The following is a 13,498-nucleotide window of genomic DNA, read 5'->3' as shown; positions in this document are numbered from 1 at the left end:
AAAATTTTATAATCAATAAAATTTAGACTGCACTCAAGCAGAAAATAGTTGTCTGTAATAAGACAACTATTTTTTTATTAAATCATCTATTGAAATTTCATCAAAAAAATATGAATTGCTTATTAACTGGAGGAACGGGAATTGTTGGAATTCATATTATTTTTGAATGGCTACACAAAGCCATTGTTCAAAAAACAGTAAATCATCTTTTTGTAGTGATTAGAGCTAATGATAAAACAGCAGAACAACGCTTACTAGCTGTCTTAGAAGATGCTTCTCGTCCTGAATTTTTAAATGACTTTACACTTGAAAATTGTCTAGAAAAAATCACAATAATTCCAAATGATTTAGCAACAATTAGCAGAGAAGTATTAGAAACTTATAATTTTGACACCGTAATTCATTGCGCTGGTTCTACTAATTTATCTAGTACAAGTGATTCTAAGAAAACCGTACACTCACAAAACTATTTGGTAACCAAGCAGCTTTTGGAGCAATTACCAGAGCGAGTAACACGTTTTTTATACATTAGTACGGCGTATTCTTTTGGTATCCAAAATGAAAAAGTATGTGATGCTATTGAAAACTACACCGTTACCAATTTTAGAAATCCCTATGAGCAATCTAAATATGAAAGTGAACGTTTTGTAAAAGAAACGTGCAAACTTAAAAATATAACTTCTCAAATTTTAAGACCTAGTATTATTTGCGGTCGTTTAATTGATAAACCTTTTTACGAAACTCCAAAATATGATGTTTTCTATTCTTGGGCCATCTTTTTAGCAAAGTATGCTACCAAATCTAAAGAAGCTTTCAGAATTTGGATTGACAAAAAAAGTGGTTTAAATATTGTGCCTGTAGATTTTGTATCCAAAGCTATTTTACACGCTTTTTTAAATCCACAAATAAAAGAATTGAATATTGTAAACCCTACACAGATTTTACACAAAGAGTATGTAGGCGATGTTTTAGAGTCTTTTGATGTAAATTCTTATGAATATGTTACAGCTAAACCTAAGAACTTAAATTCTTTTGAAACGCTGTATTACAAAACCATTGGCGATATTTTTCAAAATTATATTTCTATCCCAGATTTACAGTTTAATACTGAACAAATTTTAAACCTTATTCAGCAGTTAAAATTAGAAAATACTTTAGGAGTTCATGAAAACTTTATGAACTTGATTAATTATTCAGTTGAAAAAAAATTTAGAAAGAGTTATTAATTATTAGTAAAAAAATAATCTAATGGATTCATTAACACAAATAGTTTTAGGTGCCGCAGTTGGAGAAGCTGTTCTTGGTAGAAAAATTGGTAATAATGCCATGTTGTATGGTGCTATTGCAGGTACAATTCCGGATTTAGATATTTTCGCTAATTTTTTTGCAGATAAAGTTACTGCCTTAGAAATACATAGAGGTTTTACACATTCTATCTTTTTCTCGGTGCTCTTTGCTCCTATTTTAGCTTTTATTGTCACCCGATATGAAAAATATAAAAATGTAAAAGATTGGTCTTGGCTTTTCTTTTGGGCTTTTATAACGCATCCAATTTTAGATGCACAAACTACTTGGGGAACACAACTTTTTTGGCCTTTAGACATTCGTTTGGCTTTTAAAAATGTTTTTGTAATAGATCCGTTATATACAATACCTTTTTTGGTGCTTTTAATTTTGGCGATGTGTCAGAAAAAAGAAGCTAAAAAAAGACGTTTTTATAATAATTTAGCCCTTATTATTAGTAGTTCTTATTTAGTACTTACCTTTGTTCTAAAAGGTGTTTCTTATCAAACGTTTACTAAAGAATTAGTTGCACAAGATATTCAGTATAAAGAAATACAAACAAAACCAACACCTCTAAACACCCTTTTATGGACTGCTAATGTAGAAACAGAAAATGCTTTTTTAATTGGTCATTCTTCTTTTTTTGATAAAAACCCTGTTGAGTTTTCTAGTTATTCTAAAAATCATGAGTTATTAGGCAATTTAGTAAATCAACCAAAAATGCAACGTATGATTGCTATTTCTAAAGGTTGGTACACCGTCAATAAAGTAAATGGAGTATTGTATTTTAATGATTTACGTTTTGGGGCATTAAGCATGAAACCAAATGCTACAAATTTTGTTTTTAAATATAAAATTGAAATCGATGCTAATGGAGTTCCGTCTTTTATTGAAGAAGCTAAAGATAAAAAAGATGCTAAAAAACTATTATCGGAATTATGGGAAAGAATTAAAGGGAATTAACCTTTTAACTTATAATTTTACTTAAAGAGTTTGCCTAAAAATTAGATATTTTTGTTCAACTGAACTCGTTTCAGTTTCTTATTCTTATAGCTTATCAACTTATTGAGCTTCTGAAATAAATTCAGAATGACAGTCATTTCAGCTTTTCAGACGACCACTTTTTTTTTATTATTATCATTGGTTCTCTTCTTTTCTATTGATAAATTACTCACATTTTAATTCCTATTTAAAATGAGTGATTTTATAACTTTAGATTCAGAGAGCATAGAAAATGAGCATATTTGTTGTGCTATTTCTGATAAAAAATGTTTATCAAGTTATCATGCAAAAAAAGATTGGCTTAAAAATCAATTCGAAAAAGGCTATGTTTTTAGAAGAATAAATGAGAGAGCAAAAGTTTTTATTGAATATGCTGATGCGGAAGAATCTTGGGTTCCTATTACGGCTCCAAATTATTTAAATATCAATTGCTTTTGGGTTTCCGGAAAATATAAAAAACAAGGTCTTGCTAAAAAGCTTTTTACAGACTGCTATTGCTGATGCTAAAAAACAACATAAAAGTGGTTTGGTAACCGTTGTTGGTGCAAAGAAATTCCATTTTATGAGTGATACAAAATGGTTTCTAAAACAAGGTTTTGAAGAAGTAGAAAAAATAGGAAGCGGATTCTGTCTTTTAGCAAAGAAAATATATTTAGAAGCAGAAAATCCAAAATTTAATGATTCTGTAAAATCCGGAACTTGTTCAGAGAAAAACGGAATTGTGGTTTATTATTCTAATAGATGTCCCTTTGCTGGATTCCATGCCAGAAACTCAATTACCGAAACTGCGAAAAAGAGAAATCTACCTCTAAAAATAATCAAAATAAAAACCAACAAACAAGCTCAAAATGCACCAAGTCCTGCAACCATTTTCAGTCTTGTTTTAACGGAAATTTTATAACCACAGATATTAGTGTGTGCATGGATTCTAGATTTGATAAAATTGTAAACAACAATTAAAATAGTCATTTTTCAATTTGATATTTAAACCCAAAAAAGTTAATTTCGTTCGCTTGTTATTAAAGGCATGAATATTGCTTTGTATCAGAATTAATATTTTAAGAAATATGAAACCAAGAACAACGTATCTTATGAAAAAATTACTGACAATTATTACAATTATTTCAGCATCAATAGTAAGCGCACAAAACAATAAAGACTCTTTAAATGTAATTTATAAAAACTATTTTGAGCTTTTGAAAACAAAAGAAAAATTAGACACGATTGTTTTAAAAGTGAATAATTTTGAAGAATTAATGAAGTCTAATAACAAAATAATTAAAGAATTTTCTGATGCAGAGCTTTTTGGTTTAAAGAACCAATTAGAACAAAGAAGAAAAAAAATTATTAATACTACAGAATTTGTTTTTGCTTCAAACGCAAGTTTAAACGCCATAAAACAACTAGATGCAACTAGTGATTATCTTACTCAAATCTCTAGCTTAAACAATCCTGAAAATTCAGATTTAGGTTTTTCTTTATCCGAAGAAATTGCAGAAATTTTAGAGAATGAAATCATAAAAGGGAATCGAAAAATTAATGGCGTAAAAAAATCTAAATTTCTACTTTTTATTGATAACATTATAAAATCTCCTTTAACAGAAGAATTAACCAGTGCAATACCTGTGGTGAGTTCTATAAAGTCTGTTGTAGATTTGGTGATGGGCAATGCGCTAAAAGGAAACGATGTTTCCATAGATGATGTTATAGATTTAAAAAAATCATTAAATGTGTATTTGGTGCATTATGAGGGATTGGCAAAAGCACAAACAGAATTTGAACAAAACCTTGGCAATTTAGATATTAGAAAAGAAGGTTTGGTGCTACTTTTAACACAATACACTACAGAACGCTCTAATACTTTAAACCCAAATGCCATTTCTGAGCAGGATAAAAAATTAACCTTAACAAACGTTATAAATAAGCACTATACCAAAGGTATTGTACAGCAAAGTGTAGATAAAATAATTAGTGCTAAACCCTTAGATTACAACAATCATTTAACAAATAAAAAATTAATGTATCCTACGTATGCGTTAAACCAGGCGAAGTTTATAAGAGATGAAGTAGAGTCTTTAAGTAAAGAATATATATCGATTTTTAGCACTTATCAGTCTGCTTTAAAACAAGTTTTAGAAAAAAGTAAAGCTATTGGTGACAAAAATAAAATTGACAATAAAATATCTGAATTAGAAATAAAACTTTTGGCTGTTCAGGTTGCATTTGATGATAATTTAAATATTTATAACTTAAATAGTAAGTTTAATGCATTAATGGAATATTAAAAATATCTAAAGTTTTAAAATCAGTTTATGAATAAAAATGTATTAAAAACAGGTGTTTTTTCTTTTGGAATGTCAGGACAAATATTTCATGCTCCATTTATTAATGAACATCCTAATTTTGAATTAAGTGCAGTTGTAGAAAGATCTTCTAAAAAAGCACATCTTACCTACCCTACAATAAAAAGTTATGATAATATTGATGAACTTTTAGCAGATTCAGAAATAGAATTGGTTATTATCAATACTCCAAATACTACTCATTTTGAGTTTGCTTTAAAGGCTTTACAAGCAAACAAACATGTATTACTAGAAAAACCTTTTACAGTTAAATCATCCGAAGCAAAGAAATTATTTACAGCGGCAAAAAAATACAATCGTGCTGTTTTAGCATATCAAAACAGGCGTTATGATAGTGATTTTTTATCCGCAAAAAGTGTGTTAGATTCAGGTAAACTAGGGCAATTGGTAGAGTTTCACCTTCGTTATGATCGTTATAAATATGATATCGGTCCAAAAGCAACCAAAGAAACACCTGTTCCTGGAAGTGGCTTAGCATATGATTTAGGTCCGCATTTGTTAGATGCTGTAATCTCTATTTTTGGAATTCCGCTAGAATGGAAAAAACAATTAGGTAAATTTCGTCCGAATACTCAAGTAGATGATTATGCTCATTTTCATTTAATATATCCAAATGGACTGCAAATTTTTATAACTACAAGTTTATTGGTTACCGATCCACAACCTGCATTTATTTTACACGGAACTAAAGGTTCTTATATTAAACAACGTGCTGATGTACAAGAACAACAATTACAAAAAGGCATGAAACCTTCTAACTCTTTGTTTGGTTTAGAAGATATTAATAATAAAGGTGTATTAACCACAATTAATGATGAAGGGATAAAGAAACAAGAAAATATAGTTTCTGAAAAATCTTCTTATATGCAAGTATTTGATGATGTTTATAATACGATTAGGGAAGGAAAACCATATCCAGTAACAGAAGCTCAAATTATGCAACAGCTAGAGATTTTAGAAAGTTAAATAACAATTTCTTCTAAATTTAAAGTTGAAAAATAATATCTTTACAGCTCAATTCAATGATTCTTTTTTAGTTTATTGAATCGGTATGAAAACTAATTATTAAAACGACCAAAACGAATGCAAACTACTAAGCTGAGCACCGAAAGTATATTACCACTCACCTGCTCGCGAGCTGGAACTTGCTGTTTCGGAAAAGCGGTTATGCTAAATCCTTGGGAATTATTCAGTTTTAGTAAAGAGAAAAAAGTAAGTCCGAGAGATTTTCGAGATTTGTATACCGATTTTGGAGGTATTCGATTAACTTTTAACGGAAAACAAGATAAAAAAGGACAGAATGCTTGCAGTCAGTATATAGAAAATCACGGTTGTAGCGTGCACCAAGGTCGTCCGTTAGCCTGTCGCTTATATCCTCTAGGTCGTCAAATTCAATTTAAAAAAGCAGATTATATTTTTGAAGGAGCACAATTTCCGTGTTTAACAGATTGTGCAGAAGTTTTAAACTTACCAAAATTAAGTGTTGGAGATTATCTAAAAGGACAAGGTGCAGCTCCTTTTGAAAAAGCACAAGACGCCTATTTAAACGTAATGCAAAATATTGCTGACATTGCTTTTGAATTGTTATTAGACAGTGGTTTATCCGCCTCTGGCGATACAAAAACATTGACTTTATGGAGAGAAATGGGTAATGAACTTCCTGAGATCTTGGCAGAACGAATTGGAAAAGATTGGATAGACGCCTTAATGATTCCTGAAATAAAAGAAGTTGGAGATAATTCGATAGAATTTGCACAGAAACACAACGAGTTATTACTATTAAAAGCACAAAAACAATTTGATAGTTTGCAAACGCTAGACCAAGTGCATGAAGTTTGTTTGTTAATTATGGGCGTTGCATTGCATTTATCTAGAGGCTTGGGAGCAGACACAAAAGGAATTGCAGAACTCTGGATAGAAACAGCAAAAAGTCACGGAGCAAAAGAATAATCCTTTTACTTTCTTGTTTTATCCTAGTTTTAATTCACATTTTAAAAAAGAATCAAATTTCTGAATATAAAATGTAAGGTTTACATTTTTAAACCGATTACATCTAATTAACATCCATTTAAAACAAACCACATGAAAAAAACATTTATTACATTATTTGCTAGTTTACTACTTGTTGTAAGTTGTAAAAAAGATCCAGCTAAAACAAAACAAATAGAAGAAAAACCAGAACCTGTTGTAGAAAAAACTTTTGCTCAAAAAATAGAAGTAGCTCATAAAAAAGATGCTTTTTTAGCAAAAGAAGCAATACAATTTGATGCTTTTATAGAATTTGGAGGAAACGAGGTTTTTAATGCAAACGTAACTGTTTCAACAACTTCAGATATTGCAAAAATCACTTATAAAAATGGTGATGAAATTTATGTAAATAAAGAAAACATTTTTGTTTCTCCTAGTTTAGAAGCAAATCCAGGGGTACGTTTTCATGCCTATACTTGGAGTTATTTTTTCTTATTTCCTTATAAATTAAGCGATAATGGAACTATCTGGAATGATGCTTTTAAAACTAAAGAAGCTACTCAGAACTATGATACTGCAAAATTAAGTTTCGAAGCAAATACGGGTGATGCACCAGATGATTGGTACGTTGTGTATAAAGACAAAAAAACAGATCTTTTAGAAGATGTTGCTTATATTGTTACCGTTAATAAAAGTACAGAAGCTGCAGAAGCAGATCCGCATGCTATAAAATATATCGATTATACAGATGTTGATGGAGTTCCTTTTGCTGCAAATTGGGAGTTTTATGGTTGGAGTATTGATAAAGGTTTAACCGATAAAATTGGATTTGCAAAAATTACAAATATTAAATTTGTAGAAGGATTTAGAAATGACTTTGCTATTCCAGAAAACTATATTAAAAAATAATTTTTCTTTTTCATAAAAAAAGCCTCACAATAATTTGTGAGGCTTTTTTTAATTTCTAAACTTATTACTTGTAATAATATATTTTAGTTTTTCTTTTAAATCTTCTCCGGTATCATACACCATTTGCTCATTGCTAGGAAAAGGAGCTACTCTTAAAACTACCAAATCTAAATAAGATTTACTTAAAGCTCTTTTATCACCTTTATAATTTGCATAAATGTGTTCAAAAATAAACTCGCTTTCTATAGGATACGTTTCTATTAATTGATGAGAAGTTAAATCTACATATTTTACACGTCCAACAACTTTTGCTGTTTTTAATTGCGTAAATTGATATAAGTAACAACGAATATTTACCATTTTATCAACCTGAACTTTATTGCCTTCATTATCTAAAACATTTTTTCCGTTTTCATCCAAAAGATATTTTAAACCATCTTTAACCTGACTTTCTTTAATAATTTCTTTTTCTTTAACCTGTTCTGGAGAAATTGATATATTTCTAAGATTTAACTCTAAACTAAAATCATAGGTGATTTCTCTATTTTTTCTTCCGTGGTAAACAGTCCAAAAATCATTTAAACCATACGTATCAAAGTTTAATAAATCTTCTTCTAATTTTTTAGGAATTATTTTTTCTGATTCATTTTTCATAGAAACAATCACAAAATCTAATCCATTTTGATGCGCAATTTCCATTAAACTTCTAACATCTTTATAGTTCGGATTTATTTTTTCTAAATACTCTAATTCAGTATAAGCAGTTCTATAATCTAACTTATTATTACTATTAAATAGTTCTTTAGCTTTTTGATATAAATGATCTGATAATTGATTTTTTGTTGCTATAATTTCATTATCATAATTAACAAACTTAAAATCAGCATCTCTATCTTCATCTAAAATAGCTAGAGGTAACAGGGGGTTTATGATTTCTTGTCTATTTTTTAAATTTGCATAAAGTCCGTAAATAATTTCAATACTTTCTGGGTTATTGTCTTTCTTTAAGAAATTAATTTGTGCTAAATCTTTAGAATTTGCTTTTACAAAAGCCTGTTCTAACATAATAACATACGGCTGATTTCCTTTTTTAGTCTTATTTTTCTTTAAGTTTTCTAAAGCTATGTTTATAGCTCCATCATAATTTCCATTATTAATAGCTTCCTGTGTACTTTTAACACTACTGCAAGAAGTAAAAATTAAAAATGATAAAATAAATAGTAATTGTTTTTCCATAATAAGTAGTTTGTAACCTATTTTCAATAGTTGTGCCAAAAATATTATTTTTAAAACTATAATAACTAATTTGACACATGTACTTTATTGTAAAAGGATATTCAAAAAAATTAAAACTTTATTCAAAAAAATGCTATATGTGACAAATGTCACATTTCACCTTAAAAACCAATCGTAAATTTGCGATAGATATTATGAAAAGAAATTTAGACCCCATAGAATACAAAGAAAATACGGAAGCCTTAGCAAGATTTGCAAAAGCTTTGGCACATCCAACTCGTATTGCTATTTTAAAACATTTAGAAAATCAATCCTGTTGTTTTACAGGCGATTTAGTAGAAGTTTTTCCTTTGGCACAATCAACAATTTCTCAACATTTAAAAGAGTTAAAAAATGCAGGTTTAATTCAGGGAGAATTAAAACCACCCAAAATAAAGTATTGTATCAATCAAGAAAATTGGACTGTTGCTAAATCGTTATTTCAACAATTTTTTGAGTGATATTTTTTTAATAATCAAATCGCTTATAGGCGATAAACAAATAAAACTATTATGAGTAAAGTAATTAAAATTTTAGGAACTGGTTGTCCAAAATGTAAATCTATGACAGCCGTTGTTAGTGATGTAATTGCAGAAAACAACATTAATGCCACTGTAGAAAAAGTAGAAGATATTATGGAAATCATGAAATATAATGTAATGACGACTCCTGCATTAGTTATTGATGATGTCATTACCATTAAAGGAAGAGTTCCTTCTAAAGATGAAGTATTGGCACTTTTTAAATAATATAGTAGTAATTTAAATAAGTAATATGTTTGGTTGCTCGCAGTCGAAAACTGTTTATATGGTTTAATAGTTCTCGACTGCACTAGAACTGTTAATAGTAATATTACTATCATTATAAAACAACAAATTATTTAAACAAAAAGTCAGTATTTATTGACTGATCTTTAAATCTCAAGCTATGAATTATCAAATAAAAGCCTCTTCCCTATCAAAGGAAGATGCCGTTATTCATATAAAAAAATCGAATATTAATTTTGGTACAACTTTAAAAAATGCTGATACTTTACCGAATCCGGCTGAATTATTTTTAGGCTCGTTTGCTGCATGCATGCTAAAAAATGTAGAACGTTTTTCTAGTATGATGAATTTTACCTATTTAAAAGCTACCCTTGAAGTAAAAGCAACACGTTTAGAAAGTCCGCCAAGGATGGATAATATCATCTACAATTTAAACATTTACAGTAACGATAAAAAACTAAATGTAGATTTACTAAAAAAGAACATCGAAAAATTTGGTACTATTTACAATACCATAAAATTATCTTGTGCTATTTCTGGAACCATTAAAACTTTAGAAAATGTTTGATTGGATACAAAATTTTGCAGATTGGTTAATTTATTCCATTTTTAATATTGGTGCAGATACGCATTTAGGAACTGCCTTAAATTTCTTTGTGTATGACACCATTAAAATTCTAATTCTTTTATTTTTTATCGTTTTTATAATGGGAATTGTAAATGCATATTTTCCTATTGAACGATTAAAAGAGTATCTACATAGAAAAAAACTTTATGGTTTAGAATACTTTTTTGCATCTATTTTTGGAGCAATAACTCCCTTTTGCTCCTGCTCTTCAGTTCCGCTGTTTATTGGTTTTGTACAAGGTGGAATTCCGTTAGGAGTTACTTTTGCATTTCTAATTACTTCACCTTTGGTAAATGAAGTGGCTATAGCAATGTTTTTAGGATTATTTGGAGTAAAAGCTACCTTAATTTACGCTATTTCAGGTATTTTATTAGGGAGTATTGGTGGCTGGTTATTAGGTAAATTTAACCTAGAACCGTTGCTTTCTGATTGGGTAAAAAAGATTCTTGACAATAAAATAAATCATGCTAAATATGAAGAAGAAGAAAAACAAACTTTCTACCAACGATTACCAGAAATAACAAATGCCGCTTGGGATATTGTAAAAGGTGTTCTACTTTATATAATTATAGGAATTGCTATTGGTGCAGCAATGCATGGTTTTGTACCGGAAAACTTTTTTCATACTTATTTAGGTGGTGGGCAATGGTGGACAATTCCTCTTGCAGTTATCGTTGCAGTACCTATGTATGCAAATGCTGCTGGTATTGTACCAATAATTCAAGTTTTTGTTGCTAAAGGTGTTCCATTAGGTACAGCAATTGCTTTTATGATGGCAACTGTAGGCTTGTCTATTCCTGAAGCTACAATGCTTAAAAAAGTAATGTCATTAAAATTAATTGCTATCTTTTTTGGTGTAGTTACTATTGCAATCATTTTGTCAGGATTTCTATTCAATTTAATACTATAAAATTCTATATGTCACACATACATAATCAGACCTCAGCTTCATTAAGTGTTAAAGATATTAACCACTCTTTTTTTAATGGTATTGCGTTAAATCTTGTGTATGCATATTGTTCTGAAAACTTAAAGAAATAAAATAGAGACATAAAAGAGGAGATAATTAAACATAATAATACACTAGAGTTTGAAACAACAGATGAAAAAGTCTAGAGAAAAGAATAAATTATAAATATATATCAAATGAAAATAATTAAAATTTTATCAGTACTAACATTCGTCTTAATATTAAGCGCTTGCAGCGTAGAAAAGAAAAATAAAGAGCAATCTTTAGATCAATCAACTTCTAAAATAGAGGTTATAGATTTCCACTCTACTCACCGTTGTATGACTTGTAATGCCATTGAAAAAAATACTAAATATACTTTAAACACGTATTTTTCGAAAGAATTAAAAGAAAATAAAATTACCTTTCAAGTGATTAATGTTGATGAAAAAGAAAATGAAAAAGTAGCCGAAAAATTTGAAGCTGCCGGAACTGCATTAATTATAAATGTGATAAAAAACGGAAAAGAAACACAAATAAACTTAACTGATTTTGCTTTTATGAACGGAAATGACCAAGATGCTTTTTCTAAAGAACTAAAATCAAAATTAGACAAGCAACTAAAAATGTTATAAATGGAGTTTTTACAATCTCTTATAGAGAATTATAACATCCCAATTTTATCTGCTTTAATACTCGGATTAATGACTGCTATTAGTCCGTGTCCTTTGGCTACCAATATTACGGCAACCGCTTTTATTTCTAAAAATATAGCCAGTAAGCGAAAAGTTTTTTTAAGCGGATTATTATATTCCTTAGGACGTAGTTTTAGTTATACTGTTATTGGATTGATTTTATACTTTGGAGCAAGTAAATTCCATATTGCACGTTTTTTTAATCAGAATGGAGAAAAATATTTAGGTCCTTTATTAATCATTATCGGTTTGATTATGCTGAATATTATCAAACTAAATTTTTTAGGAAAATCTAATTTTCAAGAGAAATTATCTGATAAATTTAAAGATAAAGGTCTGTTAGGTTCTTTTTTAATTGGTGTTGTATTTGCATTGGCATTTTGCCCATATAGTGGCGCTTTATTTTTTGGAATGTTAATTCCAATGACAATAGCATCTGTAGATGGATTGTATTTACCCATAATATTTGCATTTGGCACAGGTTTACCTGTTATTCTTTTTACATATTTATTAGCTTTTACAGCAGGTAAAGTTGGTCTGTTTTACAACAAAATCACCAAAATAGAAAAAGTAATGCGTACTGTTGCTGGTGTGGTTTTTATATTGACGGGGCTGTATTATATTGCTATTTTTATAGGAATATTGAAGTAGTAAATACGAGTACATAATTGAAACAACATCCTAATAATATTACAATAAAAATTTATTAATTTTTAATTTGTACCACATTAATACGTTGTTCTAAAGAATGAACAACAGGTCCAAATTGATTAAAAATAGCAACATCTACTGCATCAAGACCATAACCTACAGTTACATACCCTCCTTTTTGTCCGATTTGAGTAGCATCAAAAGTATACCATCGCCCACCAACATAAGCCTCAAACCAAGCATGCATATCCATAGGTTGTAATTGGTGTAAATAACCAACGACCATACGAGCAGGAATACTTAAACTTCTGCATAATGCTATACCTAAATGGGCTAAATCTCTACAAACTCCAGAGCGTTTCTGATACACTTCTGTGGCAGAAATAGGGTAATCGCTACTTCCTGGAATATAACTTATATTAGTTCTCAGCCATTCTTCTATTGCAAATACTTGTTTATAACCAGCGGGTTTATCTAGAGTAATAGAATTTGCTAAATCATTAAAACGATCTGACTCACAGTACCTACTTGGTAATAAATAGCAAAGGACATCATTAGGTAGTTGCTCTATTTCTATAAAAGGTGCATCAAAATTGACATCTACAAATTCAGAAGTCTTTACATCTGAACTCGTATAAATAGATAATTTACCTACCGGAGCCACAAAACGCTGATACAAATTACCGTAATCGTCTGTAAATTCAAGGATTTTTATATTGGGTGTTATTTTAAATTCGTCACGCTCAATCCACTGTTCTGCTCCACTTCGAGGGCGTAATCTTAAAATAAAAGGAGTGGGTATATCTATATCAAAAGCCAAATTACAACTAACACGTAACCACATAATTAAATCTTATTAATAACAGTTGATATCGCCAAAATTGGCAATACTTAAATGTAGTGGATTCCTTGTTAAGAAGTGTTGCTTTATATGTTTTAATTACATCATAATTATATGTAAACAACAATAATTAGACCTATAATTAGTGAATTAAAAACTTTAATTA

General features: G+C 29.2%; 16 protein-coding genes. 14 read left to right on the top strand and 2 right to left on the bottom strand.

Translation table 11 applies throughout. From position 1 onward, the window contains the following. Positions 1 to 110 precede the first annotated feature (110 nt). From H0I27_RS08685 to H0I27_RS08655, 8 genes are all read left to right on the top strand, one after another. Positions 111 to 1,226, top strand: coding sequence for an SDR family oxidoreductase (locus tag H0I27_RS08685; RefSeq protein ID WP_218733683.1), 1,116 nt, complete (start codon positions 111 to 113; stop codon positions 1,224 to 1,226). Between the two features lie 22 nt (positions 1,227 to 1,248). Continuing rightward, on the top strand, positions 1,249 to 2,247 hold the full coding sequence (locus H0I27_RS08680) for a metal-dependent hydrolase (protein WP_218733681.1): 999 nt from the start codon (positions 1,249 to 1,251) through the stop codon (positions 2,245 to 2,247). Positions 2,248 to 2,478: 231 nt separating this feature from the next. After that, a complete protein-coding gene (locus tag H0I27_RS17630; RefSeq protein WP_254713161.1) occupies positions 2,479 to 2,787 on the top strand; it encodes a hypothetical protein in 309 nt (102 codons plus the stop codon). Beyond that, complete coding sequence (locus tag H0I27_RS17625; RefSeq protein WP_254713160.1) at positions 2,753 to 3,187, top strand: YoaP domain-containing protein; 435 nt, start codon at positions 2,753 to 2,755, stop codon at positions 3,185 to 3,187. Before H0I27_RS17630 ends, H0I27_RS17625 begins: the two co-directional genes overlap by 35 nt. Positions 3,188 to 3,377: 190 nt before the next feature. After that, on the top strand, positions 3,378 to 4,571 hold the full coding sequence (locus H0I27_RS08670) for a hypothetical protein (RefSeq protein ID WP_218733679.1): 1,194 nt from the start codon (positions 3,378 to 3,380) through the stop codon (positions 4,569 to 4,571). Between the two features lie 27 nt (positions 4,572 to 4,598). Next, positions 4,599 to 5,615 carry a Gfo/Idh/MocA family oxidoreductase gene (locus tag H0I27_RS08665; RefSeq protein WP_218733677.1) on the top strand — a complete coding sequence of 339 codons (1,017 nt, stop codon included), beginning with the start codon at positions 4,599 to 4,601 and terminating at the stop codon, positions 5,613 to 5,615. A 201-nt stretch (positions 5,616 to 5,816) separates the two neighbouring features. Next, positions 5,817 to 6,599, top strand: coding sequence for a YkgJ family cysteine cluster protein (locus tag H0I27_RS08660; RefSeq protein WP_254713159.1), 783 nt, complete (start codon positions 5,817 to 5,819; stop codon positions 6,597 to 6,599). Positions 6,600 to 6,731: 132 nt separating this feature from the next. After that, positions 6,732 to 7,526, top strand: coding sequence for a hypothetical protein (locus H0I27_RS08655; protein WP_218733673.1), 795 nt, complete (start codon positions 6,732 to 6,734; stop codon positions 7,524 to 7,526). 48 nt (positions 7,527 to 7,574) lie between these two features. Here H0I27_RS08655 and H0I27_RS08650 read toward each other — a convergent pair whose 3' ends face one another. Then, positions 7,575 to 8,762 (bottom strand): hypothetical protein, encoded by a 1,188-nt coding sequence (locus H0I27_RS08650; protein ID WP_218733671.1) that lies wholly within the window; start codon positions 8,760 to 8,762, stop codon positions 7,575 to 7,577. A gap of 194 nt (positions 8,763 to 8,956) precedes the next feature. On the opposite strand from H0I27_RS08650, the gene H0I27_RS08645 reads away from it, so the two are divergent. From H0I27_RS08645 to H0I27_RS08620, 6 genes are all read left to right on the top strand, one after another. Further along, positions 8,957 to 9,262, top strand: a complete 306-nt coding sequence (locus H0I27_RS08645) for a helix-turn-helix transcriptional regulator (RefSeq protein WP_218733669.1) — start codon at positions 8,957 to 8,959, stop codon at positions 9,260 to 9,262. A 51-nt stretch (positions 9,263 to 9,313) separates the two neighbouring features. Then, positions 9,314 to 9,550 carry a thioredoxin family protein gene (locus H0I27_RS08640; protein WP_218733667.1) on the top strand — a complete coding sequence of 79 codons (237 nt, stop codon included), beginning with the start codon at positions 9,314 to 9,316 and terminating at the stop codon, positions 9,548 to 9,550. A 178-nt stretch (positions 9,551 to 9,728) separates the two neighbouring features. Beyond that, positions 9,729 to 10,136, top strand: a complete 408-nt coding sequence (locus H0I27_RS08635; protein WP_218733665.1) for an OsmC family protein — start codon at positions 9,729 to 9,731, stop codon at positions 10,134 to 10,136. Continuing rightward, positions 10,129 to 11,106, top strand: coding sequence for a permease (locus H0I27_RS08630; RefSeq protein ID WP_218733663.1), 978 nt, complete (start codon positions 10,129 to 10,131; stop codon positions 11,104 to 11,106). Before H0I27_RS08635 ends, H0I27_RS08630 begins: the two co-directional genes overlap by 8 nt. Before the next feature lie 236 nt (positions 11,107 to 11,342). Beyond that, a complete protein-coding gene (locus tag H0I27_RS08625; protein ID WP_218733662.1) occupies positions 11,343 to 11,780 on the top strand; it encodes a nitrophenyl compound nitroreductase subunit ArsF family protein in 438 nt (145 codons plus the stop codon). Continuing rightward, a complete protein-coding gene (locus H0I27_RS08620; RefSeq protein WP_218733660.1) occupies positions 11,781 to 12,491 on the top strand; it encodes an aromatic aminobenezylarsenical efflux permease ArsG family transporter in 711 nt (236 codons plus the stop codon). A gap of 55 nt (positions 12,492 to 12,546) precedes the next feature. Here H0I27_RS08620 and H0I27_RS08615 read toward each other — a convergent pair whose 3' ends face one another. Beyond that, a complete protein-coding gene (locus H0I27_RS08615) occupies positions 12,547 to 13,335 on the bottom strand; it encodes a transglutaminase family protein (protein ID WP_218733658.1) in 789 nt (262 codons plus the stop codon). Positions 13,336 to 13,498 lie beyond the last annotated feature (163 nt).

Source organism: Polaribacter sp. HaHaR_3_91, from assembly GCF_019278525.1.
Lineage (GTDB): Bacteria > Bacteroidota > Bacteroidia > Flavobacteriales > Flavobacteriaceae > Polaribacter.
This window is presented reverse-complemented; position numbering and strand designations above follow the sequence as displayed.

What these genes read in the sequence shown, in the direction of transcription:
- H0I27_RS08685 (WP_218733683.1), top strand. Translation starts at nt 111, where the DNA reads ATGAATTGCTTATTAACTGGAGGAACGGGAATTGTTGGAATTCATATT.
- H0I27_RS08680 (WP_218733681.1), top strand. Translation starts at nt 1,249, where the DNA reads ATGGATTCATTAACACAAATAGTTTTAGGTGCCGCAGTTGGAGAAGCT.
- H0I27_RS17630 (WP_254713161.1), top strand. Translation starts at nt 2,479, where the DNA reads ATGAGTGATTTTATAACTTTAGATTCAGAGAGCATAGAAAATGAGCAT.
- H0I27_RS08670 (WP_218733679.1), top strand. Translation starts at nt 3,378, where the DNA reads ATGAAAAAATTACTGACAATTATTACAATTATTTCAGCATCAATAGTA.
- H0I27_RS08665 (WP_218733677.1), top strand. Translation starts at nt 4,599, where the DNA reads ATGAATAAAAATGTATTAAAAACAGGTGTTTTTTCTTTTGGAATGTCA.
- H0I27_RS08660 (WP_254713159.1), top strand. Translation starts at nt 5,817, where the DNA reads ATGCTAAATCCTTGGGAATTATTCAGTTTTAGTAAAGAGAAAAAAGTA.
- H0I27_RS08655 (WP_218733673.1), top strand. Translation starts at nt 6,732, where the DNA reads ATGAAAAAAACATTTATTACATTATTTGCTAGTTTACTACTTGTTGTA.
- H0I27_RS08650 (WP_218733671.1), bottom strand. Translation starts at nt 8,762, where the DNA reads ATGGAAAAACAATTACTATTTATTTTATCATTTTTAATTTTTACTTCT.
- H0I27_RS08645 (WP_218733669.1), top strand. Translation starts at nt 8,957, where the DNA reads ATGAAAAGAAATTTAGACCCCATAGAATACAAAGAAAATACGGAAGCC.
- H0I27_RS08640 (WP_218733667.1), top strand. Translation starts at nt 9,314, where the DNA reads ATGAGTAAAGTAATTAAAATTTTAGGAACTGGTTGTCCAAAATGTAAA.
- H0I27_RS08635 (WP_218733665.1), top strand. Translation starts at nt 9,729, where the DNA reads ATGAATTATCAAATAAAAGCCTCTTCCCTATCAAAGGAAGATGCCGTT.
- H0I27_RS08630 (WP_218733663.1), top strand. Translation starts at nt 10,129, where the DNA reads ATGTTTGATTGGATACAAAATTTTGCAGATTGGTTAATTTATTCCATT.
- H0I27_RS08625 (WP_218733662.1), top strand. Translation starts at nt 11,343, where the DNA reads ATGAAAATAATTAAAATTTTATCAGTACTAACATTCGTCTTAATATTA.
- H0I27_RS08620 (WP_218733660.1), top strand. Translation starts at nt 11,781, where the DNA reads ATGGAGTTTTTACAATCTCTTATAGAGAATTATAACATCCCAATTTTA.
- H0I27_RS08615 (WP_218733658.1), bottom strand. Translation starts at nt 13,335, where the DNA reads ATGTGGTTACGTGTTAGTTGTAATTTGGCTTTTGATATAGATATACCC.